This window comes from Halobellus rufus, from assembly GCF_000739575.1.
GTDB lineage: Archaea > Halobacteriota > Halobacteria > Halobacteriales > Haloferacaceae > Haloquadratum > Haloquadratum rufum.
Window position 1 is genome coordinate 348,434 of the sequence record NZ_BBJO01000014.1, and the last position, 24,610, is coordinate 373,043.

Genomic DNA, 24,610 nt, shown 5'->3' on the forward strand with positions numbered 1-24,610 from the left:
TCGCGCTTCGCGTAGCCGACTCGATCGGCCTCCGTCGCCACCGACGACCGCCGTATCACCTCCGGTCTGTACACAAAATTAATTACGTACACTCGCCTGCAGTCAATCGTCAATGTCGAACACGTACGACTACGTCGTCGTCGGAGCCGGGTCCGCCGGCTGCGTGCTCGCGAACCGTCTCTCGGCGGACGGGAGTACCGACGTACTGTTGCTGGAAGCGGGGAAACCGGACGAGAAAGACGAGATCCACAACCCGACGCTGTTCCCGGCACTGATGCAGTCGGACGTGGACTGGGACTACTGGACGGCCCCGCAGGAGGGCCTCAACGGCCGACGGGAGTATCAGCCCCGCGGCAAGACCCTCGGGGGTTCCTCGGCGATCAACGCGATGATGTACGTGCGCGGGAATCCCCACGACTACGATTCGTGGGCCGAACTCGGCAACGACGGATGGAGCTACGACGACCTGCTCCCGTACTTCAAGCGGATGGAGGACTTCGAGGGCGGCGAGTCCGAGCACCACGGCGCGGGCGGCCCGCTCCGCGTCGAGCAGGAGCACCCGTACGGCGACGTCACGAACGCGCTCGTCGACGCCGCGGTCGAGGTTGGCTTCGATCGGAACGAGGACGTCAACGCGGGCCGACAGGAGGGGATGGGCCACCTGCACCTCACGGTCGAGGACGGCACGCGTCAGAGCACCGCCGTCTCGTACCTCCATCCCGTCCTCGATCGGGAGAACCTCACGGCCGAGACCGGCGCACACGTCACGCAGATCGAGTTCGACGGCGATACCGCCACGGGCGTCACGTACGTCAAGGACGGTTCCGCACACACCGTCGACGCGGCCGAGGAGGTCGTTCTCTCTGCGGGGTCGATCGACACCGTCCAACTGCTTCTGCTCTCCGGCGTCGGTCCGGCGGAGGAACTCGAAGCACACGGTATCGAGGTCGAACACCACCTGCCTGGCGTCGGGAAGAACCTCCAAGACCACCTCGTCGTGTCCTCGGCGTACGAACTCCACGGCGATCCGGAGATCGAGAACGGCGAGGTCCTCTGTCAGGTCACCGGGTTCGAGCGGACGGATCCCGACCTCCCCGCACCCGACGTCCAGTACTTCCTCGCTCGGGTGTACTTTATGCGGCACGGGTTCGACAACCCCGAAGAGGGCGCGGGGATGACGCCGAGCGCGACGCTGCTTCACCCCGAGAGCCGCGGCGAGATCACGCTCGCCTCGGACGACCCCTTCGACGACCCGCTCATCGATCCGAACTACCTCGACGCGGAGGCGGACCTCGACACGCTCGTCGAGGGGCTCAAGCGGACCCGCGAGATCGCACACGCGAGCGCGCTCAACGAGTACCGCGGCGAGGAGATCTGGCCCGAGGGCGACGCCGAGAGCGAGGAGGACCTCCGCGAGCACGTCCGCGAGACAGCGCAGACGATCTATCACCCGGTGGGGACGTGCAAGATGGGCGACGACGAGATGGCCGTGGTCGACGATGACCTCCGCGTCCACGGGGTGAACGACCTCCGGGTCGTCGACGCCTCCGTGATGCCGCGGATCACCTCCGGAAACACGAACGCGCCGACGATCGCGATCGCGGAGAAGGGCGCGGACCTACTGAAGGAATCGCGGTAGCGCTAGGACCAGATATCCTCGCCGTCGAGGTAGCCCTCGACGTCCTGCGGCACGTACCCCTCGTATTCGAGGACGCGCTCGGCGTGTTCGTCACGCCCGGTCTCGCGAAGCGTTTCGGCGTACTCCTCCGCGTCGAACCACCGCGTGCCCGTTCTCCCTTGGAACGGCCCACCCTCGTGGAGCACTTCCCAGAGCGGATCGGCCGGCGCGCGCTCGTGTTCGGGATTCGCACCGTTTCGGTCGTGGGCGACCTCCATCAGCCGCTCTGAGACCCACTGATCCAGCATCGCGAGCCCCTTCCGGACGACGTCCGGTCGGTCGCGTGCGAGGTTCGTCGTCTCGTGGGGATCCTCGGCGAGGTCGTACAACTCGACGGGGTCGAGCTCGCGGATCCCGTCGTGATACGTGCGAAGGAGGATCCAGTCGTCCCAGCGGACCGCCCGCATCGCCGACAGCGCGCCCTGTCCGACGACGAGGTACTCGCGACCGTCGGACTCGCCGTCGGTGACCGACTCGGCGAAGGACCGGCCGTCCCAGCGCTCCGGGACCTCTCCGCCGGCGAGATCGACGAGCGTCGGCGGCAGGTCGAGGTGGTAGTAGAAGTCGTCGTCGACGCCCTCGGCGACGCCGGGGCCGTGGACGATCAGCGGGATCCGGTTCGTCTTGTCGTCGGCGGTGACGTGGTTGCCGTAGACGTTGAGTTCACCCTGGTTCTCGCCGTGGTCCGCGGTCACCACGACGAGCGTCTCCTCGAAGACGCCCGCCGCCCGCAACTGGTCGAGGAGCTTCTCGATGTAGTCGTCCATGTACTTGATGCCGGTGTCGTAGCCGTCGATCCACTCGACGTACTCCTCGCGAGTTCCGATCTCGGAGGGCTGTCTCGGCAGCGAGTCGTCCCAGACCGGCGGTTCGCGTGCGCTGTGGAGTCCGTAGCTCTCGTACTGCTCCTCGAGCGTCTCCTGATCCGGCCACTCGGGAGCGGGTTCGTCCTCGAAGGGGTAGCCGTACTCGATCGGCGTGTCGTAGGGCGCGTGCGGGTCCCAGAAGTTGACGTGGAGGTACCAGTCGTCCTCCGTCGCGTGGTCGTCCAGCCACGACTCGGCGAACGGGTACGTGACGTCGGCGCTCTCGAAGCCGCGCTCGCCGGTGTCGATCCACCGGTCGAACCCGTCGACCGTGTGCCACGCGCCGTGGCGTTGTGGAAACGGGCTGATGAGTGCCGTCTCGTGGCCCACGTCGCGCAGGGCGGTCGGAAGCGACCGGTAGCCGTCGGTCGAGGTGTTCGTGTTCCGTCGGTGCCCGCGCTGGCGGAGTTCGGCGTTGACCCCGCCGTGGTTGATCACGCCCGAGTGGATCCCGAATCGGCTCCCGAAGAAGGCGGTTCGGGAGGGGAGACACGGCGCGTCCGAGACGTAGTAGTTCGTGAACCGGCGGCCGTTCTCCGCGAGCGAGTCGATGGTGGGGGACGTGTCGCGGTGATACCCGTAGCAGCCGAGGTGGTCCGGTCGCAGCGAGTCGCAGTCGATGACCAGTATGCGCATCGACCGAGTAGAACCGGGTATTCTTCAAAAATGTACGGGTGAAACGACGATGGATCCACGATTCAATCGAGTCGGGCACGGAGGCGTTCGAGCGCCTCCGGGTTCTCCATCGACGAGAGGTCGCCGGGGTCTTCGCCCGCGGCGACCGATCTGACGGCTCTCCGGATGATCTTCCCCGACTGCGTCCGGGGGAGGTCGTCGACGAAGTGGAGCCCGCACGGCCGGAACGGCTTCCCCTGCTCTCGACCGACGAGCGCTCGAAGTTCGTCCGCGAGCGCCTCGGAGGGTTCGTAATCGGGATCCGGGATCACGAACGCGAGGACGGCGGTCCCTGTCGTCTCGTCGGGGACGCCGACGACCGCAGCCTGCGTGACGGCGTCGTGCTCGGCGAGCACGCCCTCGACCTCCGCGGGGCCGACTTTCCGCCCGGCGACGTTCAGCGCGTCGTCGGCGCGGCCGTGGAGGTACCAGAAGCCGTCCTCGTCCTTCTGCGCCCAGTCGCCGTGGTCCCAGAGGTCCTCCCACGTCGACCAGTACTCCTCGAGGTACCGCTCGTCGCCGCTCCAGAGGCTCTTGGTCATCGACGGGCAGGAACTCCGCGCGACCAGATAGCCGCGCTCGTTGTCCTCGGCGACGCTGTCGCCGTCGGCGTCGACGATATCGATGTCCATCCCCAGCCCGGGACCGCCGAGCGAACAGGGTTTCAGCGGCTGCGTCGGCATCGGCATCAGGAAACAGCCGAGGATCTCTGTACCGCCGGAGATGTTGATGATGGGACACTCGGCGTCGCCCACCGTCTCGTAGAACCACTCCCACGACTCGCGGTCCCAGGGCTCGCCGGTCGAACCCAGCAGTCGCAGGCTCGAGAGGTCGTGGCGCTCGACCCAGTCGTCGCCGTGTTCGCGCAACGCGCGGATCGCCGTCGGCGAGATGCCGAACTGCGTGACGTCGTGGCGGTCGATCAGCTTCCAGAACCGGTCCGGTTCGGGGTGATCGGGCGCGCCCTCGTACATCACTACCGTCCCGCCGAACGCGTGGTTCCCGATGAGCGTCCACGGCCCCATCATCCAGCCGATGTCGCTCACCCAGAAGATGCGGTCTCCCGGCTTCTGGTCGAACCCGAAATGAATCTCCTTGGCGGGTTGGACGAGTCCCCCGGCGTGGGTGTGGACGATCCCCTTCGGCCTCCCCGTCGTCCCGGAGGAGTACAGCAGCATCGACTCCTGATCCGAGGGCAGCGACGTCGACTCGTAGCTGTCGTCGGCGGTCGCGACGGCGTCGTCCCACCACGCGTCGCGACCGTCGCTCCAGGGGATCGACGACGCCGACGCGCCGGCCGCGTTCCTGCCGTCCGTTCGCGCCTCAGCCTCCCGCGACCCGAGCCGGTCGTAGACGACGACGTCTTCCACGTACCCGGCCTCGTCGATAGCGCTGTCGGCGGTCGCCTTGAGCGTGACCTCGCTCCCGCGCCGATAGAACCCGTCGCCGGTGAACAGGACCGCACACTCGCTGTCCTCGATCCGCGTCGCCGTCGCGTCGACGCCGAATCCCGAGAAGATCGGAACGGCGATCGCGCCCACCTTGAAACACCCGTAGAGGATGGCGGCCACCTCGGGGACCATCGGCATGTAGAGGCCGACGGTGTCGCCGACGCCGACGCCGACGGATTCGAGGTAGTTCGCGACCCGGTTCGCCTGTGTGTGCAGATCACCGAAAGTGACGTCGCGGACGTCACCGGGCTCTCCCTCCCAGAGTATCGCGGTCTCGCCGCGTGAGTCACTCCCGTCGACCGCGTGACGATCGAGGACGTTGCGTGCGATGTTGAGCCGACCGCCGGGGTACCAGTCGGTGAACTGCGGGCCGTCGGTGTCGTCGCAGACCGCGTCGTACGGCTCGTCGAATTCGAGGCCGAGGTAGTCGACGACCTCGTCCCAGAACCACTCGACGCCGGCGTCGTCGCGGTCGTGCTGTCCGGCCGTGCGTGCGAGCAGTTCCTCGTGGTCGTCGATGTCGTGGGCCTGCATAAACTCCCAGACGTTCGTCGACTCGACCTGCTCCCGGCTCGGTTCGTGGGCAACCGGGTACTGCTCGCCTGGGTGTTCTGTCATCTTTGTGGGGAGTATATGTCCGGTGGGAGTGTGATAATTCTTCCCATTCCGACGATAAAAACGGTGGACGACGGCGTTTGTCCGCTTGCCTGACTACCCGTTCGCGAAAAGAACCGAACGGACCCGAAACGCGCCGGAGCCTCAGTCGGTTTCGCAACGTTCGGGCAGACACGGCCAGTCTCGGGTCTGTCACACCGCTAGGGCTCTTGCGGCCACGTCGGCGTTCCGTCACGCTAACAGAAACGGCGTCGTTTTCGCGGTGGGTTTATTATGTTCGATTTCGATGGTTGGGTGAGGTGTGCGGAAACACGCCACATCCCTCGCCGGGGGGCGTTCATCCGGACACGGCACGAAGGTGACATTATGAGCGCAGAATCACCAGACGACGGCGGTATCGACCGACGAACATATTTAGCAGCGCTGAGCGCCACTGCGGCGGCTGGCCTCGCGGGTTGTGGCGGCGGTGGCGGGGGCGACGGTGATGGCGACAGCGGCGGCGACGGTAGCACTGGCGACAGCGATCAGGAACTCGGCGAACGCGTCCCGACGGTCTCCATCGGGGCGCTCGGCGGCGTGGCGGGCGCCTCCAACATCGAGCAGGCCAACCTCCACATCCGTGACCAGTTGGAGTCCGTCCTCGGAGTCCCCTCCGAGGTGGCGGTCAAGGAGCTGACGACGTACTGGAACGAGGTGTACAACGACGCCCGGACGTTCAGTTTCAGCGTCGACCTCAGCCCGCCGTTCCCCAGCTTCCTGGACCCGGACAACCTCATCGGGCCGTACCACATCTCGTACGCGGGCGCCAACGGGAAGCCCAACACCAGCAACTACGCGAACTGCGAGTACTCTCAAAAGGTCGAGGCACAGCGGGCGGCAGCGAATCCGGACGAGCGCGAGACGTTGGTCAACGAGGCTTTGGCCATCGCGAGCGAGGAGGTGACGCCCATCACCCTCGTGACGAACACGGTGGCGGGCGTCTATCGCACCGACCAAGTCAACGCGAGCGGCATCGGCACCGCGGGCGTCGCGGCGCGGAACCCCGAGTTCCTCTGGGAGTCCGAGCCCATCAACGGGGCGGACCAACTCCTCCTGAATATGACGCCGGGGAACATCCCCAGCGTCGTCTACCAGAACACCCGACCGGCAACGCCGTGGGTTGGGACGGTGTACATGCCCCTCCTCTACCGGGACAAGGACTACGAACTGGCCGCCGGTGCCGCGGAGAGCTGGGACGTCGAGGACGGCTACCAGACCTTCACGTTCAACCTCCGCGACGGGATGACGTTCCACAACGGCGATCCCATCACGTCCGAGGACGTGAAGTGGACACTCAACTGGCTCAACGACAACTCCGACGTTCTATCGTCGATCAACTCCTTCCCCTACGAGTCCATCGAGACGCCCGACGACACGACCGTCGTCGTCAATATGGAGAGCCCCCAGCCACCGTACATCAACGCCTTCATCCCGAACTGGAGCGGCATCCTCCCCAAGGACGTGTGGGTCGAGGCCGGGGCCGAGGAGAACCCCAAGGACCCGGACCTCGAGGAGATCATCGGGTCTGGCCCCTACCAGGTCGAGAACTACCAGCCCCGGCAGATCCTCGCGCTCTCCCAGTACGACGACCACTGGATCGATACCAACGGCGGCGTCACGTTCCGGGGCTACTCCGACCGGCAGACCGCCCGCCGGGCCTTCGAGGAGGGAAGTCTGAACGTGCTCATCAACAGCACGACGGACACGAACGAGCAGATAAAGCAGTCGCTCGGCGACACCGCGGAGGTCGTCACCGGCGAGGCGTTCTCCTCCTGGGAGGTGCGCAGCCAACACTCCTTCGCTCCCGCGATGTTCACGGAGTTCCGCCACGCCGTCTCTCAAGCCATCAACCGTCAGCGGATGGTGAGTATCCTGAACAGCGGCCAGGGGAGCCCGGAGCTCTACTCCTCGTTCATCGGAAAGACACACCCGTGGCGCCCGCCGGAGGATATGCTCACGCAGATCGCGGACAGCCCGCAGGCGAACCCCGAAACCGCCAAGCAGATCCTGCGCGACGAGGGCTGGGGCTGGGACGACAGCGGCCGGCTCCGCTACCCGGCGGACAAGGACCTCACGCCGCGCTGGCCCGAGGGCTCCTCGCCGTGTGAGAACCCCGACGGCTTCCCCTGCCTCCCCGACCTCTGCGAGTGACCTGACCACCCGAGTGGACCGCCCGTGCCGCTCGTCCGTTTTGCGCCGTTTTTCTCCCGCCGCGCGGAAAGTTGACACACTCGACCCCGCGTCCACGTGACCGTCTCGCTCGACCGCAGCAGCTTCGCGATGCGCTACTCGGTCGGCGGGACGACCGACAGGCCTTCGGTCAGTCCCTATCGGTACACCGCCCGTGAGACCGCTGACGCCGACTCCACGTCTGAGCGTTTGCTCGACACGCTACTATCGCTCCCTCGTGAGCGGAGGACTTGGTAGTTCGGGAGCGGGACAACGCGGAGAACCGGCCGGGGGAAGAGAACGTTCGGGACCGAGAACGGGACGAGGACAGACGACGGAGACCCGACGCCCGGGCTACTCGCCCTCGATGGTGATGCGCGGGTCGATAATGGTGTAGAAGATGTCGACCAGGAAGTTCCCCACCACGATCCAGATGGCGATGAGGAGGAACATGAACTGGATGACCGGCGTGTCGCGGGCGAACACCGAGGTGAGCAACAGCTGCCCGATGCCGGGCCAGTTGAAGACGATCTCGATGAGGACCAGTCCGCTGATGGAGGTGGCGGTCACCGCCGGCAGGACCGTGATGACAGGCAGGGAGGCGTGTTTCATAATGTGGCGGAACCGAGTCCACTTGCCGAGGCCGAGGAGGCGCTGGTAGACGGCGAACTCCTGGTTGCGGACCTCGACGACGCTCCCCCGCATCACCAGCGTGGGGTAGTACATGTACTTGATGACGACCGTTAAGAACGGCAGCGTGTAGTGGTACCAGAAGCTCTCGGTGAGGTATATCTCCCACCCGGGATTGTTGGTCACGACTTCGATCGACGCGATACTGCCCGAGGGGAACAGGTTCAGCGACATCGAGAAGATGGCGATCAGCAGGATGCCGATGAAGAAGTCGGGCGTCGTTCCGACGATGTTCGGCGGGATGATGCCGTACTTCTCGAGGGTGGAGCCGGGGTTGCTCCCCAGCAGTGCGCCGTACAGCGAGCCGATGACGAAGGCGGCCAAGACACCGGGCAGGGCCAGGATCATCGAGTTGCGCAGCGCGGGCGCGACGACGTCGACGACCGGCTTGCTGAACTGCCGGGACATCCCGGCGTTCCCGGTCATCATATTACCCATCCACGTGAAGTACTGGATGTAGAGGGGCTCGTCGAGGCCCCACGCCTCGCGGACCGCCTCGACCTGCTCGGCCGATGCCCCCTGCTGGAGGAGGAGCGTCGCGTAGTCTCCCGGCATCAACCGGAAAGAGAAGAACAGGAACGTGGCGATGGCGAATATCAGCAGTATCGACACCACCATCCGCCGGGCGTAGTAGTAGAGCCGGCTCATCGCGGCTCACCCCCGTCGCTGATGGCGGCCGCAGGCGTGTCGGCGACCTCCTCGCCGCACTCCTCGTGGTTGTAGTGGAGGTGACAGGCCGTCTGGTGGTCGCCGTCCTCGACATCGACGTAGGCTGGCTTCGTGTCGCAGATGTCCATCCGGTCGGGACACCGGTCCTTGAACCGACAGCCGCCGGGGAGATCGGTCGCGTCGCCCGGCGTCCCGGGGAGCTCCGCCCACTCCCGCTCGTGGTGCGGATCGGGCACCGGGATGGCCTGCAACAGCGATCTGGTGTAGGGATGTTTCGCCCCGTTGAGCAGTTCCATCGTCGGCGCGCTCTCGACCAAGCGGCCGAGGTACATCACGTTGACTCGGTCACAGACGTACGAGACCGTCGAGAGGTCGTGAGAGATGTACAGCATCGACACGCCGTACTCGTTGGTCAGGTCGTTGAGGAGGTCGAGGACCGACGCCTGGGTCGACACGTCGAGCATCGACACCGGCTCGTCGGCCAGGATGACGTCCGGTTCGAGGATGAGCGCACGGGCGATGGCGACCCGCTGTTTCTCACCCCCGGAAAGCTGTGACTCGCTCCGGTCGATGTACTGCTCGGCGGGCGTGAGCCGCACCTGTTCGAGGATGTCGAGGATCCGCTCCTCGCTGCGCTCCATATCGTGGATGCGCAGGGGCTCCATCAGCGTCTCACGGACCGTGAAGTGCGGGTTGAGGGTGTTGAACGGGTCCTGAAGGATTATCTGGACGCGCTGGCGGAACTCCTTCCAATCGCTCTTGTCGAACTCGGAGACTGGGTCGCCGTCGAACAGTATCTCGCCGTCGGTGGGGGAGTACTTACCCATAATCGTCTGGAGCAGCGTCGACTTCCCACAACCGCTCTCACCGATGACGCCTTGGATCTGGTTACCCTTCAGTTCGAGGTCGACCCCGTCGACGGCGCGGACCGGTTCGTCCCCCTCGCCGAAGAATCGGGACTTGATGGAGTCGATGATGTTGGTCGACTGGTCGAAGTGCTTGTGGAGGCCGTCCAGTTCGAGGACGGTCTCCTCGTCGCCCCGATCGGCGGCCGCCGAGGCGCCCTTCGCGACGGGAGTCTCGCCCGCGGCCGCTCCTTCCACGTCGCGCTCGTCGAGGTACTCGGCGGCGAGGTCCTCTATCTCGTCGTTCCGGATGCAGGCCACTTCGTGGGCGTCGTCGTTGTCGGGAACGGTTTCGAGGGGCGGTGCCCCCTCCCAACACTCCTGCTCTGCCCACGGACAGCGGTCCGCGAACGTGCAGTAGTCGACCTCCTCCTGGAGCGACGGGGGGACCCCCTCGATGCCTTCGAGTTCCCGGTTGGGATACCGGATGTCCGGGAAGGCCTGCTGGAGGAGTATCGTGTAGGGGTGGCGGGGCTCGTCGAAGACGGCCTCCGTCGTCCCCTGCTCGGCGATCTGCCCGCCGTGCATCACCGCCATCGAGTTACACATCTCGAAGACGACGGCGATGTCGTGGGTGATGAACAGCAGGCTGAAGTCCCGTATCTCCCGCAGTTCGTCGAGGTGCTTGAGAAACTGGTCCTGCATAATCACGTCGAGCGCCGTCGTGGGCTCGTCCGCGATGACCATCGAGGGTTCGAGCAGGAGCGAGAAGGCGATGATGGCCCGCTGTTTCATCCCGCCGGAGAACTGATGCGGGTAGTCGTGGACCCGCGACTCGGGGAGGCCGACGACGTCGAACAGTTGCTTGAGTTCGTCGACGGCCCGTTCCTCCGACCAGTCGGTGTGGGCCTCCGCGACCTCGATGGCCAACTCGCTGATGCGCGAGAGGGGGTCGAGGCTGTTCATCGCCGACTGCGGGATGACAGCGATCTCCTTCCAGCGTATCTTCTCGTTGTACTCCTTCTCGGAGAGGTCCTGGACCTCCTCGCCGCGGTACTTGATCGTTCCCTCGGTGATCGCACCGTTCGAGTCGAGGGAGTTCGTGACGGCCTGCGCGAGTGTCGACTTCCCGCAGCCGCTCTCCCCGACCAGCCCGAAGTACTCGTTGGGGTCGATGCTGAGCGAGGCGTCCGTGACCGCACGGAGGTCGCCGGTCTTCGTCTGGTACGTGACGTCTAGGCCTTCGACCTCTAGTAGTGGTTCCGTCATATTAGCCACCGAATTCGGAGACGTTGGTTTCGTGCACGCGCTCGTAGCCGCGGCCGAGCATGAAGATGCACAGCACGGTCAGCGAGATCGCGAACCCGGAAGTGAGCGACCACCACCACGCTGAGGCGATGTACCCCGAGTTGTAAGCGTTGCGAAGCATCAGACCCCAAGAGGGAATGCCCAAGTCGGCGAACCCGATGAAGGCCAGCGAGGCGCTGATGATGATGGTGAGGCCCGTCCCCAGCGAGAAGAAGAGGACGATCATCCCACCGAGGTTCGGGAGGATGTGACGGGTGATGATGTACCGGTCGCTCGCCCCGAGCATCTGTGCCGCCCGGACGTGCTCCCGTTCGCGTATCTGGAGGACCTGCGACCGGAAGACGCGAGCGTTGTTCCGCCACAGCAGGCAGCCGATGATGAGGATGGTCGTCCAAGTGCCGACGCCGAAGTACGCTGCGAGGACGATCGCCGTCGGGATGAGGGGAATGCCAAAGGCGAAGTCCGTGACCCGCATGAGGATGTCGTCGACCCGGCCGCCGAAGTAACCCGCGGTGACGCCGATGAGGACGCCGATGGTGACGACGAGCGCGCCGCCGAGGAGGCCGGTGAACAGCGTCGGACGGGCACCGTACAGGAGCCTGCTGAACACGTCCTGTCCTCGCGAGGTGGTCCCGAGCGGGTGGGCGAGCGACGGGGGCTGGAGTTCGAGGACGCCACCGCCCTCGACGAAGAATATCTTGTCGGGCTGATAGGGGGCGATGTACGGCCCGAACAGCGCGAGGAACAGCACGAACAGGAACCCGAGGAGGAACGCGACGGTGAGCCTGTCCGAGAGGTACAGTCGCAGCGACGAGCGGAGGTTGCGGAGCAGGTAGTGGTCCGTTATCTTGCTGACGCTATTGAGTAGCATGGTCCCTCATAACGCATCCATAATTGTAGGGGGACATAACCTTTCCAATAGGAGGGGGGCGGCGAGCACCGGATACCGTCCGCGGGACCGCGGTTTTCGAGCTGTCCGCGCTACGCGTCGACGTCCTCGACGAGGAGGTCTATCTCGTGCCGCAACGCGTCGATGCCGGGGTTGCCCACGAACCGGGACTCGACGGTCGCCCCCGAGCAGAAGAGGACCGTCGGCGCGGCGGCGGCGTCGTACTCCTCGCGGAGCAACTCGACGTGGTCGGGGCCGTAGACCGCGCCCAGGCCGACTCCCTCCGGAATTATCCCGTCGTGGCGGAGGGCCGAGAGGTCCTCGCGGACCTCCGCACACGGCTCGCAGTCCTCGCGCCAGAAGTAGAGGATGGACGCAGGCTGGCTCTCGATGAACGGCGCTATCTCCTCCCCCGAGAGGGCGACGAACCCGGCCGGGAGGTTCGTGTCCCCGTCGGCCGTCTCGGTCCGTTCGAGCGAGACGGCCACGTGGACGCTGGTCGCCTTGTCGACGGTCTCACAGACCTCCTCGATGGCCATCGCGTCGGCGAGGATGTAGTCGCTGATCTCCTCGACGCCGAAGGGAGTCCCGTCGGCGTACCCCGCGATCAGCTCCGCCTTCGTGTCGTCGTCGTACTCGGTGACGGTCCCGCGGAACCGCTCGCGGGCCGCGCGGAACTCCTCGGTCAGTCTGAGTTCGCCGTCGTCCTCCTCGAATACGCCCTCGGTGCGAAGCGTGTCGTAGACGTCCTCGGGATCGAACTGGGTACTCATAGTCCCTCCAACGCCGTGGCGTGACTAAACGCTTTTCCGTGGGTCGGCAACGATCGCGACGCGCGAAAACGGGGACACTGCCGCGGTCGAGCAGGGAGTCAGAGGTTCAGGATCTCTCGGGTCTCGTCCGTCGAGGCGATCGGCCGCTCCAACCTCTCGGCGATGTCGGCCGCGCGTTCGACCAACTGGGCGTTGCTCTCGACTAACTCGCCGCGGCGGTAGTAGACGTTGTCCTCCATTCCGACGCGGACGTGGCCGCCGAGCGTCATCGCCATCGTCGTCAGCGGGAGCTGGTGACGACCGATGGCCATACACTGCCACTCGGCCCCTTCGGGGAGGTTGTCGACGAGGTTGATGAGGTTCCGGGGTCTCGGGATCGTACCGGTCTGCATTCCGAGGATCAGTGTCGTCCAGAACGGCTCCTCGAGCATCCCTTCGTCGGCCAGGTGGTGTACCTCGGTCAGGTGCCCCGGGCCGAACACTTCGAGTTCCGGCTTGACGTCGTGCTCGTTCATCCGGCGGACGTACTCCTCGTTCTGCACGCGAGTGTTCATCGCGACGACGTCGCCCCGGGTGTTGAGCGGACCGAGATCGACCGTCGCGAGATCCGGCGTCGGGCGGGTCTCGATCACCGGCCTGATTCGGCCCTCGCGGTCGTTGCCGCCGCCCGTAGTGAAGTTCACCAGGATGTCGTCGCAGCGTTCTTCGATGATGTCGCGGAGCTCTTGGAACTTGGCGGGGTCCTTCGTGGGCTCGCCGTCCTCGTCTCTGGCGTGGACGTGTACGATCGACGCGCCGGCCTTCTCGCAGTTCCGAACGTCCTCGGCGATCTCTTCTGGCTGTTCGGGGAGGTTCGGGTTCGCCTCCTTCCCGTGCATTCCTCCGGTCGGCGCGACGCTGATGATAACCGGCGCTTCGAAGTAGTCTGCATATCCCTGATACGCCATCGACCACGGATTCAGTAGGGCCGATAATAAGGTTTCCCCGGAAGTGGTCTCTGTCCGAATTACAGTAGCGTTTGCAAGTCTTCACTCACTCGATCGCACGCAGTCGTGCGATCGGCTGAGCGATCAGTTGCAAACGCTACTGTAGTCCGCGACAGCGCGTGCTCTGGCGACGTCTACACGAAAGATCACACGGTGTTTGACATAAACAAAAAACGCACTTCGATCCCTGCGCTCATCGAAGTACCGGTAGCTACGTCAACGGAATGAATATCATTATCTTTCCTGTTTTATGCCCGATCGGCACTTAGTCTATTTGTATTCGCGAAATCACGACAAATAACGACTGTACGTCTGTTATTTACATCTTCACGGGGTTCGCAATTTGACAGTACAAAATACAACGTCGCAATTCCAATCCCGATGCCGACTTCACCGGCCCTACAAACCGTCTGTCATCCGTATTTTTGCATTCGAGAGTGCCCCCGTTTCGATTGCGGTATCCGCGGCGGTTGCGTATCTCGGTGTGGGCGTTCCGTGCGCTACTAACCGCCCGCTGAGGCTTCATGTGGCTCGTCGCTTCCGATCGAACGGGGTTCTCACTTTCCTTCCTCTTTGATACTGTAGAATACCCAGAGCGCCGAAACTCATTTGCTCCTCTCAGCGCAAGTTCGAACCGCCTATGAAAAACGCTGTTATCGTCGACGCCGTCCGCACCCCGTTCGGCAAACACGGCGGGTCGCTCCGGGATCTGCATCCGCAGGACTTGGCGGCCCGACCCCTGATTGGCCTCGAGGAGCGCAACGGCTTCGATCCCGCTGTGGTCGACGACGTGATCTACGGCTGCGTCACGCCCGTCGACGAACAGGGGATGAACGTCGGTCGCCTCGCCCCGCTCGTCGCTGGCTGGGACGACAGCGTGCCGGGCGTCCAGCTGAACCGGTTCTGCGGCTCGGGCCAGCAGTCGGTGAACTTCGCCGCCGGAATGGTGATGTCCGGCCAGCAGGACGTCGTGGTCGCCGGCGGCGTCGAGCACATGAGCCGAGTAGAGATGGAGTCGGACGGCTCCGACGACGACCTCTCCGAGACGTACTTCGAGCACGTCGACGAGAAGGTTTCACAGGGGGAAGCGGCCGAACGGATCGCGGAAAAGTGGGACTTCACCCGCGAGGAGATGGACGAACTCGCCGTCGACTCCCACCGCCGCTGGAAACGGGCGTGGGAGGAGGGGCGCTACGACGACCAGATCGTCCCGGTCGAGACCGAACTCGCGGGAGACCCCGTCGTCGTCGACGAGGACGAACATCCGCGGCCCGAGAGCACGGTCGAGTCGCTGTCGGAACTGCCCCTGGCGTTCCGCGAGGAGGGCAACGGCGTCCACCACGCCGGCAACTCTTCGGGGATCGTCGACGGCGCGTCGGCGCTCTTGATCGCGAGCGAAGAGGCCGCCGAGGAACACGGGTGGGAGCCGCTCGCCCGGATCGTCGAGACGCAAGTGGTCGGGAGCGATCCCGTACTGATGCTCACGGGGCCGATCCCGGCGACCGAGCAACTCCTCGAGACAACCGATATGGAGATCGAGGACGTCGACCTCTTCGAGGTCAACGAGGCCTTCGCCTCCGTCGTCGCCGCGTGGATGGAGGAGACAGGCGCTCCCTGGGAGAAGACGAACGTCAACGGGGGCGCGATCGCGCACGGTCACCCGCTCGGGGCGACCGGCGGCGCGCTCGTCGGCAAACTCGCTCACGAACTGCAGCGGACCGGGACCGACTACGCGCTCTCGACGATGTGCATCGGCTTCGGGCAGGGGATCGCCACGCTCATCGAACGGGTGTGATCCCGTCCGCGTTCGCGAAAGCGCTGCTTTCGACCGCCTCCCCAGAGTATGGCTCTCCTACCCAACGAACGCGTGTTGCCAGTCCTCTCACACGTACTTCGAGGCGGTCTCGGCGTTGCTCGCGAGCGTGTCGAGAAACCGCGCGGCGTCGGCCCCGTCGACCACTCGGTGATCGAAGCTCAGGCTCAGCGTCAGGTGCGGGCGCGTCCGTACGTTCCCGTCCGAAACGACCGCTCGATCGCTGGTCCGTCCGATCCCGAGGATGCCGATCTCCGGCGGATTGATCACCGGATCGAACGAGTCGATACCGAGCGGTCCGAGGTTCGAGACCGTGAACGTGCCGTTGCGGAACAGGCTCATCGTGTAGTCGCCGGACTGAACCAACTCCGTGAGCCGTCGCCGTTCGGCCGCCACCTCGTAGAGGGACTTCGACGCGAGATCAGCGAGCACCGGCGTGACTAACCCGTCGTCGATGGTCACCGCGACGCCGACGTTCTGCTCCTCGTAGAGCCTGTGGGTCCCCTCCTCGTACGTCGCGTTGAACGCGGGCCACTCCGTCAACGCGTCCGACAGCGCACAAAGCAATACGTCCGCTATCGACGGAGCCCTGTCGGGATCCCCCGCTTTCGCGTCCTCCGCGGCTGTCACGACCGGCCCCGCATCGATCGTCCGATTCACCGTCACGTGCACGGCCTGGCGGTAACTCTCGCTGAGGCGACTCGATATCGTCTTTCGCATCGGGGTCAACGTCCGCTCTTCGCGGACGGTCCGTTCGGCCGAGTCGGTTCTGTGCGTCGCCTCTCGGTCGTCGTGTTCACTCATCGGCTCCTCCCGCTCATTGCTCTGGTTCCGCTTCCGTCGGCGTGATCCACGCCAGCGTGTCTCCGCGCTCGAACTCGGCGTCCTCCTCGCGGACGATCTCCGAGAGGACCCCAGACGCCGGGGCGTACACGTCTAGGCTGACCTTCTCGATCTGAATTTCACAGAGGCTCTCGGACTCCTCGACGTCGGAGCCCTCGCCGACGAACCAGTTTACCACGACTCCCTCCTCGCTCTCGACGTCGCCGGGCCACTCCGAGACGGTCACCGCCACGCGGTCGGTGTGTTCGCTCATCGGCTTGAGTCCTCGCTCATCGTCTCACTGGGTCCGTTGGACCGCGCTCACGATGTCTTTGGTGCTCGGAATGACCTCGTCCTCCAGCGGCCGCGAGTACGGGATCGGGACGTCGGGCACCGCCACCCGTTCGACGCTTTCCAACGCGCCGAGCGACTCGTCCGCGACGGTGGCGACGATCTCGCCTGTCACGCCGAAGGACCGGTAGTCCTCGTCGACGACGACGAGGCTCCCGGTCTTCTCGACCGATTCGACGATGGTGTCGGTATCGAGCGGCACGAGGGATCGGAGGTCGATCACTTCCGCACTCATCCCCTCGTCGGCGAGCGTCTCCGCCGCTTCGAGCGCCCGATGAACGTGCAGTCCGAGCGTGACGATCGTCACGTCGTCGCCAGCGCGCTTCACGTCTGCGCTCCCGAACGGGATGGTGTACTCGGTCTCGGGGACGGGCGTTTTCGGCCCCTCGGGTGCGGGCATCCACCCGATTCCCATCAACCGCTTGTGGAACATGTAGAGTACGGGATCGTCGTCGCGGATGGCGTTGTGCATCAGCCCCTTCGCGTCGTACGCCGTCGACGGGACTACGACCTTCAAGCCCGGGACGTGTGCGAACGTCCCGTAGAGGGTCTGTGAGTGCTGTGCGGCGTCGTTGTACGTCCCGCCGACCGCGGCGGTGAGGACCATCGGAACCGACACGTTCCCGCCGCTCATATACGTGTTCTTGGCCATCTGATTGTAGATCTGGTCCATCGCGACGCCGAAGAAGTCGACGAACATCAACTCCGCGATGGGCCGCATCCCGACCTGTGCGGCCCCGACAGCCGCGCCCAGATAGGCAGTCTCGCTGATGGGCACGTCCATCACGCGGTCGTAGCCGAACTCCTCGCGGAGCCCCTGCGTCGAGTCGAAGATGCCGCCGTAGTCGGCGACGTCCTCGCCCATATAGAACACCTCGCTGTCCTCGCGCATCTCGTGGGCGATGGCCGACACCATCGCTCGACTCATCGTCAGCTCACGGGTGGATTTCGATTCTGCCATCAGTCGTCACCTCCGATTGCCTCGAAGTCGGGTTCACTGTCCGTCACGCCGTTCATCGGGTTCACGAACACGTCTTCGTGGGCCGCGTCTGCCTCCGGCTGCGGCTGTTCTTTCGCCCACTCGATCGCCTCCTCGACGCGGTCGTGCGCCGCGGTCCGGATCTCCTCGATCCGATCGTCGGTCACGCCCGCATCCCGCAGGTCCGCCTCCAACCGCTCGATCGAGTCGCGGTCGGCTGCAGCCTCCTGATCGGCTTCGGGCCGGTACGTCTCGGGGTCGCCCATAAAGTGGCCCATCCGCCGGTGCACCTGCACTTCCATCAGCGTCGGGCCGTTGCGGTCGCGCGCTCGCCCGATCGCCTCGCCGGCGACCTCGGCGATTTCGATCGCGTCGTCGCAGTCGACGCGAACGCCCGGCATCTCGAAGCCGTCTGCCCGCTTCGACCCGTTCTCGACGTCCGTGACGCGTTCTTTCGGCATACTGATCGCCCAGTCGTTGTCCTCGATGACGAAGACGACCGGGAGGTCGAACACCGCCGCGAAGTTCAGCGATTCGAGGAACGCGCCCTGATCGATCGCCCCCTCGCCCAGGAACGACACCGCGACGCTGTCGGTGTTTCGCTTCTTGGCTGCAAGTCCGGCCCCGACGGCGGGTGGGCACCCCTCGGCGATGATTCCGCTGCATGCGAAGTTCACGTCCGGGTCGAACAGGTGCATGTGCCCGCCCTTTCCCTTTCCTAGGCCGGTTTCGCGCCCGAATATTTCCGCGGTCATACGCTCGAGATCCACACCCTTCGCAATGGCGACGTGGTGGGGTCGGTGCGTCGCTGTCACGACGTCGTCGTCGCGGAGGTGCTGAACCACGCCCGCGGCGGCCGCTTCGTGGCCGGCCGCGAGGTGTAACTCGCCCGGAATCGGGCCCGCCGAGATGTCGAACGCGGGTTGTTTGCCTTCGAGATACTCCTCCTGGAGCCGCTCCTCGTAGTGCCGAGCGGTCACCATATTCTCGAACATCTCCTCCATCGTCTGTTCGCTGACTAGCGGCATCGTTGCAGAACACCGAATGGTGCGTATTGTACTTATGGACCAGATGCGCGTTGAGTGGCTAGTAGGACGTCTGTACTCTCCGGTATCAGTATTTTACTCGATTCTATCGCTCCGAGACCCTCTGCCGAATTTGGTATAGCATTATATAATTTACTCGTAACAGCGGTCTTTTTTGCGTCGATTCTGTGTTGTTTCGTTGTCTGCCCGGGACAACGACGCACCACAAAAACTAAGTTATCACACAGAAATCTGCTACCGACCGAAATCGATGCGCTTCGAATCACTCACCCCCGGAGCTTTCGGCCTTCTAGGGCGGGCTGAACCGGTATGAAACCGACGTACGCACGATTCGACGGGTTGGACGAGTTTGAGCGGTTCTACCGTGAGGAGATCGTGTCCGCGCTCCGATCGGACCCGACGGTCGACCTCGACCCGACGCACGAGACCCCGACCTACGCGTGGCTCAAATCGAACTACTCGGGGTTCGTCGAGCGACTGCGACGCGATTACGAACTCTCTCCGGGCCAGTTCTACGACGAGGTGGGTCTGCCACCCGAAAAACTGGACGACAGCGCCGACTGGGGGCTCGATCACGATCCCACCGTGCAGGCGCTCGAAGACTACCTCGAAGAGCTGGAACGGGACCGCGGGCGCGCCGCGACGACGGTGGAACCGCGACGCTCGAGGCTGAAGACGTACGCGACGACGTATCGCGCGACCAACGGCACGGGCGATCTGCTCACTCCCCTGTTGGACGAGACGGCGAAACCGGACGAGATCGCGCGCGTCCGCGACACGTTTCGTGTTCTCGACGACGAACTCGGCACGCTCGCCTCGAAGAAGAAGTACGTCTCGGCGGTGAAGAACTGGTACACGTTCCTCGTCGAGATGGGGAGAGGGATCTACAACCCCGCAGAGAACCTGTTGAACCGGTTCGGCTGGGACGAAGACCCCCGCTATGACCATCCCGCCCTCTCGCGGGACGACCTCGCGGCGCTCCTCGAAGTGGCCGACGCCGACTCGCGCTTCTTGCTTCTCGCGCTCGCTGGATGGGGGCTCCGACCGGTTGAAGCGTGCGAACTCCACGTCGAGCAACTGGTTCTCGACCCCGAAGAGGGAGACGTGCCGCACGTCGCGTTCGAGGCCGGGGAACGGAAGAACGCGCGACGCACCCGCAACACCGTCGAGATGCTCGTCGGCGTCGACGCCGTTCGAGAGCGCATCGACGCCCTCAGCGACCGGGACGGTTGGACTGGCTATCTCCTCCCCGGACAGTCGCCGGATCGACCGATCTCGACCGCGACGGCGCGGCGGTGGATCCGGGAACTCGGCTCGCAGGCGAACGTCCGAATCGACGGTGGTCATCCGCTCCCCAAGATGGGCCGACGGACGTGGTACCGGCTCTATCGCCAGCAGCGACCGTCGATCGAAGCCGGCACCGCGGCGGTCGCCGCCGCTCAGGGAAGCCGCGACGCGGGGGTTTCAGACCGGAACTACCTCGACGAGCGGACGCGTCGACAGGCACGCGCCGACGCGATGCGCGAACTCGTCCGCGACGAGCTCGCGGCCATCTTCGAGCCGTACCTCTGAGCACGTCCATCTCGACGACGACCCGGGAGGTCGTCCGGAATGGAGCCGTCGAACGCCGGAGAAGTCATACGTCTCCCGGTTGTAGGCCCTCGAAAGTATGCCGCCCGAACGTGACACCGTCCGGCTTCCGCTCGAATTGCTCCGCCGCCAGGTGGCCGAGGCGACCGGCCGCTCGGCGTCGTTCGTCGACGTCACCGACGTTGAATTGGACGGGAACTCCCTGGAAGTGGCGTTCGAAACGCCCGACGAGGACGTTCCGGTCGTCGAGGTGGTCGTCGAGGGACCGGACGGACGCACGCAGACCACGTCGGTCCGGCTGGATACGCCCTCCGGCCTGAAGGTATTCGGTGAACTGCTTCGGATCGAATACGCCGGTCGAGACGCCGAGACGGGCGAAATCCTCGTCTCGGTCGATCAGCGCGTCGGCGACGACTGGCGGACCCTTCTGGGGTGTGGCCAGATGTGGGCCGTCGAGACGTCCGGAGGCGATGATTCCCCGGTCACGTGCCGCGCCGAAACGCCTCGCCGTCCCGACGAGGAGGTGGAGCCGGATGCCGACGATGCCGATCCGGGTCCCCCGGACGCCGCAGCCGAGGGGTTCCTCGGCGACTTCGATCGATAGGTGACCGCTACCGCGTCGTACTCGGTACGTACCGGGCGAGACTGCATTGATAAACTACATCTAGCTATACACAGTCGGATGGGTCGAGCGCATTACGACTCCCTTTACCGGTAGTTCACACGACACTTTCCCGCTGGATGAAGATCACGCTGAGTACGACGAGCGTACCGCCGACGACGGTGACGACAGAAACGGGCTCACCCAACACCAACGCCCCCAAACCGACAGTCACGCCGGGTTCGGCGGTGCTGATGATGCTCGCCCGACTCGCTCCGATCTTTGCGATCCCAGCGAAAAACGTCAGTACCGGCACCACGGTCGCCAGAATCGCAATCCCGAGGACAGCACCCCACGCCGTCGGCGTCGGCGGCATCGCCAAGGACCCCGTTCCGGCGCCGAACACGAGGAAGCTGAGGGCTGCTGCCGGTAACACGAACGCCGTCAACGTCTCGGCCCGTACCGTCGTGAGCGCGTGCTGGCTGACCATAATGTACAACGAATACGCACAGGCGGCCCCGAGGACGACGACGACGCCGCGCGGATCCACACCGGCGGGGTCGACGCCGGTGATGAGTGCCACCCCGCCGATCGAGAGCGCCAACGCGGCGACGATCGGGGGCGTCACCCGTTCGGGGTTAACGACCGCTGTGAGGACCACGACGAACGCCGGATACGTGTAGAGGACGATCGCGACCATCCCGGCGGTCATGAACTCGAGACCCAGGAAGTACAGCGCGCTCTGGGTCGCGTACCCGCCCGCACCGAGCGCAAACGCGATCGCCACGATCCGCCTGCTCGGAATCTTCAGCCGACCTCGAGACCAGAGTACCGCCCAGACGATCACTGTCGCGAGTGCGAACCGGAACACGAGCACCGTGGGGATCGATAGCTCCTCCTCGGCCGCGATGACGCCGAAAACCCCGAGCGTCCCGAAGCCGACTGCGGAGGCGACCACGAGTGCGATTCCGACCGTTTCGTCGTCCATACACCAACGCCGTGACCGGGTTGCAAAACGGTACTGATCTGGAATCTCGTTCTCTCAGCGTTGCTATCAATCGAGGGAAACCCTGGATGTGTGCGGTGTCGCAGCCCCGGCCTCGTCGTCTGATCCATTCGGGATCGGATGGGGATTTACATTCAGGTTACTCGCAACTTGAGCGGTAGTAACAAAGACCGACCCACCAGAACTCACTCCTAGTGGTTCGATGAGCATCACGACGACCGAAGATCGCAAAGGGGCAGTGCGCGAGTCAAATCTACGGGAGTGGAACGAGGGGGAGATCGACGAGGATCTCTATGGCGAGGAGTACGTCTTACACGATCCCCTTGGTGACCATAACTTCGCAGACGTAACGAAGATGATCGAAGCCGTGCGGTCTGGGACCTCCGATTTCCAGTTCAGGGTCGACGACCTGATCGGAGAAGGGGATCGAGTCGTTCTACGGTACACGATGACCGGGAGAAACACGGGTGCGTCGTACCTGACGGAGGAACCGACCGGGAAGTCTTGGGAGGCGTCGGGGATCTCGATATACCGATTCGAGGGCGAGCAGATCGTCGAACAATGGGACAACTTCGACTACTTCGGCGTGATGAAGCAACTCGGCCTGATCAGTACGGAACCCGCTGCCTCCCGAAGCTAGTTGTCTCCAACTCGTGTGTCGCTTTTCCGTCGATTTCGCTCTCGTCGGTCCGTGTTGACGTATGTTCGGTCCTCGGCTTTTGTCGTCTTCTGCACGTCGTCGTCCGCTGGACGCGTTGGCGCTTTTCGGTGCCGCCTCGGACGCTGAAAGACAGCTGCCGTCCCGATGTGGGACTGATCGTCGGCGAGCGGTGCGAGTGTTTTGGGCGTTGCCTCGCCGCCGACGCAGAAGCTGAGAGTCAGGCCCCGAGACGGACGCCTCTCGATTCGGAGCGAACTACTTTGGTATCGCAGTCGGATATGCCGTCTATGGACGTTCCAACTGTCGACCGGGTACTGTCGCGCCCAGTAGAAACCGTGACCCCGGACACGACGATCCCCGCGGCGGCAGCGACGATGCTCGATCACGACGTCGGTGCGGTGGTCGTACTCGACGATTCCGACCAACTCGTGGGGTTACTGACCGTGACCGACGTGGCCGCGCACGTCAGCGAGGGTCGGGTCTCGCCCGACGCCACCGTCGGAGAGTGGATGCGGACCGACGTGACCACGACGACGCCCGAGACGGCGATCGGTGAGGTCGCCGAAACGATGGTCGATCGCCTGATCCACCACGTGCCGGTAGTCGACGGCGAAAGCGTCGTCGGGATGGTCACGACGTTGGATCTGACGGCTCACCTGGCCCGATCGCTCTGAGGTAATGCGTGAGCGATCACGGCGCTCGCCTCGAACGTCTGAGGTACTACGGATGTATACCGGGCCTACGGCGCGCTTCGATACCTCGGACGACGGCGGATGGATGAGTCCCTCGAACTGATGTCGAGTAAGGCTGTTTTGTCGGCTCAGGGCAACTGAATACGTCTTTCTAACAATGCGTCTGTCCCACGTCTCTCCGATTGCTATGGGAGCACAAGAGAACAAAGCGATGGTCCGTCGAATCATCGACGAAGCGTGGAACGATCAGGATCTCGACGTCGTCGACGAACTGTACAGTGAGGACTACACCGGACACTGGTATCTGCCAGAGGGTCGAGAGAGCGACCGCGAAACGCTGAAAGGGTTTATGAGCGAGGTGTTCGAGGGATTCCCGGATTACCAGATGAACGTCGAGTTCGTTATCGCCGAAGGGGAGTACGTCACTGTCGGCTTCACCGGACGGGGGAGCCACGAGGGTGAATTTATGGGAATTCCGCCGGGCGACAGCGAGACGCCGTACAACCCGACGCCCGGTCACATCACGTTCCGGATCGAAGATGGAAGGGTCGTCGAAGGCTGGTCAACGTGGGACGCGCTCGGACTGTTGCAAGATATGGGCGCGCTGCCGGACGATCTGTCTGCGATGGCACCGGCGGCTGACGACTGAGCCGCGATCACGCGGACGCGGTGGTCACGTCGAGCGAACGCGTCCGCGGCCCGTCGCACTCGACGAACAGGATCGACTGCCACGTCCCGAGGTCGAGTCCGCCGTCGACGACCGGGACCGAGACGCTCTCGCCGAGCAGCATCGAACGCAGATGCGCGTCGGCGTTATCGTCGATCAGATCGTGTTCGTAGCCGCCGTCGCGGGGAACGACGCGGTCGAGCGCGCGCTCGACGTCGCCGAGGAGGCCCGACTCGTTCTCGTTGACGACGACGCCGGCCGTCGTGTGCGGAACGAACGCCGTACACACACCCTGTTCGACGTCGTCGGGGACCGCCTCCTCGACCTGTGCCGTCACGTCGACGACGGCGACGCGCTCCTTCGTTTTGACTTGGATCGACATGTCCGAGCGTACGGGCGGTGGGATGATGAGTCTACTCGTCGGGTCGGGCTGCCATCAGCGGGGAGATAGCCGTCTCCGAGGCGTTCATCATCCATCGGTTCGACGTAGACGTCCCGATCGCGAGGACTTCGGGCCACCTCCCCGGCGTCGTGCGGACTCACGTCCGCGAGGAAGAAGTACGTCTCGGTCGGGTATGTCTCGACGCCACACGACCGGAGCGACTCGGCGAGTTCCGCGGTCCACGAGTGGAGCCGCGCGAGTCGCTCACGGATCTCCGCCGACTCCTCGACCTCGCGGGCGTGGTGACGGCGGTGGCTTCGATCTCGGAGTTTCGACGCCGCGTGCAC

General features: G+C 64.6%; 22 protein-coding genes. 8 read left to right on the forward strand and 14 right to left on the reverse strand.

Annotated features, from left to right (window positions below):
* Window positions 1-112: 112 nt before the first annotated feature.
* Entirely contained in the window at window positions 113-1,639 is a 1,527-nt protein-coding gene (locus tag ACP99_RS08195; RefSeq protein WP_049986121.1) for a GMC family oxidoreductase, read from the forward strand.
* A gap of 2 nt (window positions 1,640-1,641) precedes the next feature.
* Here ACP99_RS08195 and ACP99_RS08200 read toward each other — a convergent pair whose 3' ends face one another.
* Window positions 1,642-3,180: a sulfatase family protein gene (locus tag ACP99_RS08200; protein ID WP_049986122.1), complete on the reverse strand. Its 1,539-nt coding sequence runs from the start codon at window positions 3,178-3,180 to the stop codon at window positions 1,642-1,644.
* A 62-nt stretch (window positions 3,181-3,242) separates the two neighbouring features.
* Window positions 3,243-5,288, reverse strand: coding sequence for an AMP-binding protein (locus ACP99_RS08205; RefSeq protein WP_049986123.1), 2,046 nt, complete (start codon window positions 5,286-5,288; stop codon window positions 3,243-3,245).
* A gap of 363 nt (window positions 5,289-5,651) precedes the next feature.
* Here ACP99_RS08205 and ACP99_RS08210 point away from each other — a divergent pair, with 363 nt between their 5' ends.
* On the forward strand, window positions 5,652-7,475 hold the full coding sequence (locus tag ACP99_RS08210; RefSeq protein WP_049986124.1) for an ABC transporter substrate-binding protein: 1,824 nt from the start codon (window positions 5,652-5,654) through the stop codon (window positions 7,473-7,475).
* A gap of 372 nt (window positions 7,476-7,847) precedes the next feature.
* Here ACP99_RS08210 and ACP99_RS08215 read toward each other — a convergent pair whose 3' ends face one another.
* The 5 genes from ACP99_RS08215 to ACP99_RS08235 all read right to left on the reverse strand — a co-directional run bounded on the left by ACP99_RS08215 (window position 7,848) and on the right by ACP99_RS08235 (window position 13,614).
* Window positions 7,848-8,831, reverse strand: coding sequence for an ABC transporter permease (locus ACP99_RS08215; protein ID WP_049986125.1), 984 nt, complete (start codon window positions 8,829-8,831; stop codon window positions 7,848-7,850).
* Window positions 8,828-10,966 (reverse strand): ABC transporter ATP-binding protein, encoded by a 2,139-nt coding sequence (locus tag ACP99_RS08220; protein WP_049986126.1) that lies wholly within the window; start codon window positions 10,964-10,966, stop codon window positions 8,828-8,830. Before ACP99_RS08220 ends, ACP99_RS08215 begins: the two co-directional genes overlap by 4 nt.
* 1 nt (window position 10,967) lies before the next feature.
* The gene (locus ACP99_RS08225) at window positions 10,968-11,876 is read right to left on the reverse strand and encodes an ABC transporter permease (protein WP_049986127.1); all 909 of its coding nucleotides are present in this window, start codon (window positions 11,874-11,876) and stop codon (window positions 10,968-10,970) included.
* 110 nt (window positions 11,877-11,986) lie between these two features.
* A complete protein-coding gene (locus ACP99_RS08230) occupies window positions 11,987-12,667 on the reverse strand; it encodes a hypothetical protein (RefSeq protein ID WP_049986128.1) in 681 nt (226 codons plus the stop codon).
* Window positions 12,668-12,765: 98 nt separating this feature from the next.
* Window positions 12,766-13,614 (reverse strand): BKACE family enzyme, encoded by an 849-nt coding sequence (locus ACP99_RS08235; RefSeq protein ID WP_049986129.1) that lies wholly within the window; start codon window positions 13,612-13,614, stop codon window positions 12,766-12,768.
* A 679-nt stretch (window positions 13,615-14,293) separates the two neighbouring features.
* Here ACP99_RS08235 and ACP99_RS08240 point away from each other — a divergent pair.
* Window positions 14,294-15,448 carry a thiolase family protein gene (locus tag ACP99_RS08240; RefSeq protein ID WP_049986130.1) on the forward strand — a complete coding sequence of 385 codons (1,155 nt, stop codon included), beginning with the start codon at window positions 14,294-14,296 and terminating at the stop codon, window positions 15,446-15,448.
* 87 nt (window positions 15,449-15,535) lie between these two features.
* Here the strand turns inward: ACP99_RS08240 and ACP99_RS08245 are convergent, their stop codons facing one another.
* Genes ACP99_RS08245 through ACP99_RS08260 form a run of 4 tightly spaced genes read right to left on the reverse strand, consistent with a single transcriptional unit; the run spans window position 15,536 to window position 18,613 of the window.
* On the reverse strand, window positions 15,536-16,270 hold the full coding sequence (locus tag ACP99_RS08245) for a 2-oxo acid dehydrogenase subunit E2 (RefSeq protein ID WP_049986131.1): 735 nt from the start codon (window positions 16,268-16,270) through the stop codon (window positions 15,536-15,538).
* A 13-nt stretch (window positions 16,271-16,283) separates the two neighbouring features.
* Window positions 16,284-16,562 carry a lipoyl domain-containing protein gene (locus tag ACP99_RS08250; RefSeq protein ID WP_049986132.1) on the reverse strand — a complete coding sequence of 93 codons (279 nt, stop codon included), beginning with the start codon at window positions 16,560-16,562 and terminating at the stop codon, window positions 16,284-16,286.
* 24 nt (window positions 16,563-16,586) lie between these two features.
* Window positions 16,587-17,600, reverse strand: a complete 1,014-nt coding sequence (locus tag ACP99_RS08255; RefSeq protein ID WP_049986133.1) for an alpha-ketoacid dehydrogenase subunit beta — start codon at window positions 17,598-17,600, stop codon at window positions 16,587-16,589.
* Window positions 17,600-18,613: a thiamine pyrophosphate-dependent dehydrogenase E1 component subunit alpha gene (locus ACP99_RS08260; RefSeq protein ID WP_049986197.1), complete on the reverse strand. Its 1,014-nt coding sequence runs from the start codon at window positions 18,611-18,613 to the stop codon at window positions 17,600-17,602. Before ACP99_RS08260 ends, ACP99_RS08255 begins: the two co-directional genes overlap by 1 nt.
* A gap of 360 nt (window positions 18,614-18,973) precedes the next feature.
* On the opposite strand from ACP99_RS08260, the gene ACP99_RS08265 reads away from it, so the two are divergent.
* Entirely contained in the window at window positions 18,974-20,236 is a 1,263-nt protein-coding gene (locus tag ACP99_RS08265) for a tyrosine-type recombinase/integrase (protein WP_049986134.1), read from the forward strand.
* A 97-nt stretch (window positions 20,237-20,333) separates the two neighbouring features.
* Window positions 20,334-20,858 (forward strand): hypothetical protein, encoded by a 525-nt coding sequence (locus tag ACP99_RS08270; RefSeq protein WP_049986135.1) that lies wholly within the window; start codon window positions 20,334-20,336, stop codon window positions 20,856-20,858.
* A gap of 115 nt (window positions 20,859-20,973) precedes the next feature.
* Here ACP99_RS08270 and ACP99_RS08275 read toward each other — a convergent pair whose 3' ends face one another.
* Window positions 20,974-21,843, reverse strand: a complete 870-nt coding sequence (locus ACP99_RS08275; RefSeq protein ID WP_049986136.1) for a DMT family transporter — start codon at window positions 21,841-21,843, stop codon at window positions 20,974-20,976.
* 220 nt (window positions 21,844-22,063) lie between these two features.
* On the opposite strand from ACP99_RS08275, the gene ACP99_RS08280 reads away from it, so the two are divergent.
* The 3 genes from ACP99_RS08280 to ACP99_RS08290 all read left to right on the forward strand — a co-directional run bounded on the left by ACP99_RS08280 (window position 22,064) and on the right by ACP99_RS08290 (window position 23,863).
* Entirely contained in the window at window positions 22,064-22,501 is a 438-nt protein-coding gene (locus ACP99_RS08280) for an ester cyclase (RefSeq protein WP_049986137.1), read from the forward strand.
* Window positions 22,502-22,809: 308 nt separating this feature from the next.
* A complete protein-coding gene (locus tag ACP99_RS20460) occupies window positions 22,810-23,196 on the forward strand; it encodes a CBS domain-containing protein (protein ID WP_049986138.1) in 387 nt (128 codons plus the stop codon).
* A gap of 205 nt (window positions 23,197-23,401) precedes the next feature.
* Window positions 23,402-23,863: an ester cyclase gene (locus ACP99_RS08290; RefSeq protein WP_049986139.1), complete on the forward strand. Its 462-nt coding sequence runs from the start codon at window positions 23,402-23,404 to the stop codon at window positions 23,861-23,863.
* A gap of 7 nt (window positions 23,864-23,870) precedes the next feature.
* On the opposite strand, the gene ACP99_RS08295 is transcribed toward ACP99_RS08290, so the two are convergent.
* Window positions 23,871-24,263 (reverse strand): secondary thiamine-phosphate synthase enzyme YjbQ, encoded by a 393-nt coding sequence (locus ACP99_RS08295; protein WP_049986140.1) that lies wholly within the window; start codon window positions 24,261-24,263, stop codon window positions 23,871-23,873.
* Window positions 24,215-24,610, reverse strand: a complete 396-nt coding sequence (locus ACP99_RS08300) for a hypothetical protein (RefSeq protein WP_049986141.1) — start codon at window positions 24,608-24,610, stop codon at window positions 24,215-24,217. Before ACP99_RS08300 ends, ACP99_RS08295 begins: the two co-directional genes overlap by 49 nt.

Coding starts and splice junctions, on each gene's coding strand:
- ACP99_RS08215 (WP_049986125.1), bottom strand. CDS start 8,831: ATGAGCCGGCTCTACTACTACGCCCGGCGGATGGTGGTGTCGATACTG.
- ACP99_RS08295 (WP_049986140.1), bottom strand. CDS start 24,263: ATGTCGATCCAAGTCAAAACGAAGGAGCGCGTCGCCGTCGTCGACGTG.
- ACP99_RS08220 (WP_049986126.1), bottom strand. CDS start 10,966: ATGACGGAACCACTACTAGAGGTCGAAGGCCTAGACGTCACGTACCAG.
- ACP99_RS20460 (WP_049986138.1), top strand. CDS start 22,810: ATGGACGTTCCAACTGTCGACCGGGTACTGTCGCGCCCAGTAGAAACC.
- ACP99_RS08275 (WP_049986136.1), bottom strand. CDS start 21,843: ATGGACGACGAAACGGTCGGAATCGCACTCGTGGTCGCCTCCGCAGTC.
- ACP99_RS08225 (WP_049986127.1), bottom strand. CDS start 11,876: ATGCTACTCAATAGCGTCAGCAAGATAACGGACCACTACCTGCTCCGC.
- ACP99_RS08270 (WP_049986135.1), top strand. CDS start 20,334: ATGCCGCCCGAACGTGACACCGTCCGGCTTCCGCTCGAATTGCTCCGC.
- ACP99_RS08195 (WP_049986121.1), top strand. CDS start 113: ATGTCGAACACGTACGACTACGTCGTCGTCGGAGCCGGGTCCGCCGGC.
- ACP99_RS08255 (WP_049986133.1), bottom strand. CDS start 17,600: ATGGCAGAATCGAAATCCACCCGTGAGCTGACGATGAGTCGAGCGATG.
- ACP99_RS08205 (WP_049986123.1), bottom strand. CDS start 5,288: ATGACAGAACACCCAGGCGAGCAGTACCCGGTTGCCCACGAACCGAGC.
- ACP99_RS08200 (WP_049986122.1), bottom strand. CDS start 3,180: ATGCGCATACTGGTCATCGACTGCGACTCGCTGCGACCGGACCACCTC.
- ACP99_RS08210 (WP_049986124.1), top strand. CDS start 5,652: ATGAGCGCAGAATCACCAGACGACGGCGGTATCGACCGACGAACATAT.
- ACP99_RS08290 (WP_049986139.1), top strand. CDS start 23,402: ATGGGAGCACAAGAGAACAAAGCGATGGTCCGTCGAATCATCGACGAA.
- ACP99_RS08245 (WP_049986131.1), bottom strand. CDS start 16,270: ATGAGTGAACACGACGACCGAGAGGCGACGCACAGAACCGACTCGGCC.
- ACP99_RS08280 (WP_049986137.1), top strand. CDS start 22,064: ATGAGCATCACGACGACCGAAGATCGCAAAGGGGCAGTGCGCGAGTCA.
- ACP99_RS08240 (WP_049986130.1), top strand. CDS start 14,294: ATGAAAAACGCTGTTATCGTCGACGCCGTCCGCACCCCGTTCGGCAAA.
- ACP99_RS08265 (WP_049986134.1), top strand. CDS start 18,974: ATGAAACCGACGTACGCACGATTCGACGGGTTGGACGAGTTTGAGCGG.
- ACP99_RS08230 (WP_049986128.1), bottom strand. CDS start 12,667: ATGAGTACCCAGTTCGATCCCGAGGACGTCTACGACACGCTTCGCACC.
- ACP99_RS08235 (WP_049986129.1), bottom strand. CDS start 13,614: ATGGCGTATCAGGGATATGCAGACTACTTCGAAGCGCCGGTTATCATC.
- ACP99_RS08250 (WP_049986132.1), bottom strand. CDS start 16,562: ATGAGCGAACACACCGACCGCGTGGCGGTGACCGTCTCGGAGTGGCCC.
- ACP99_RS08260 (WP_049986197.1), bottom strand. CDS start 18,613: ATGTTCGAGAATATGGTGACCGCTCGGCACTACGAGGAGCGGCTCCAG.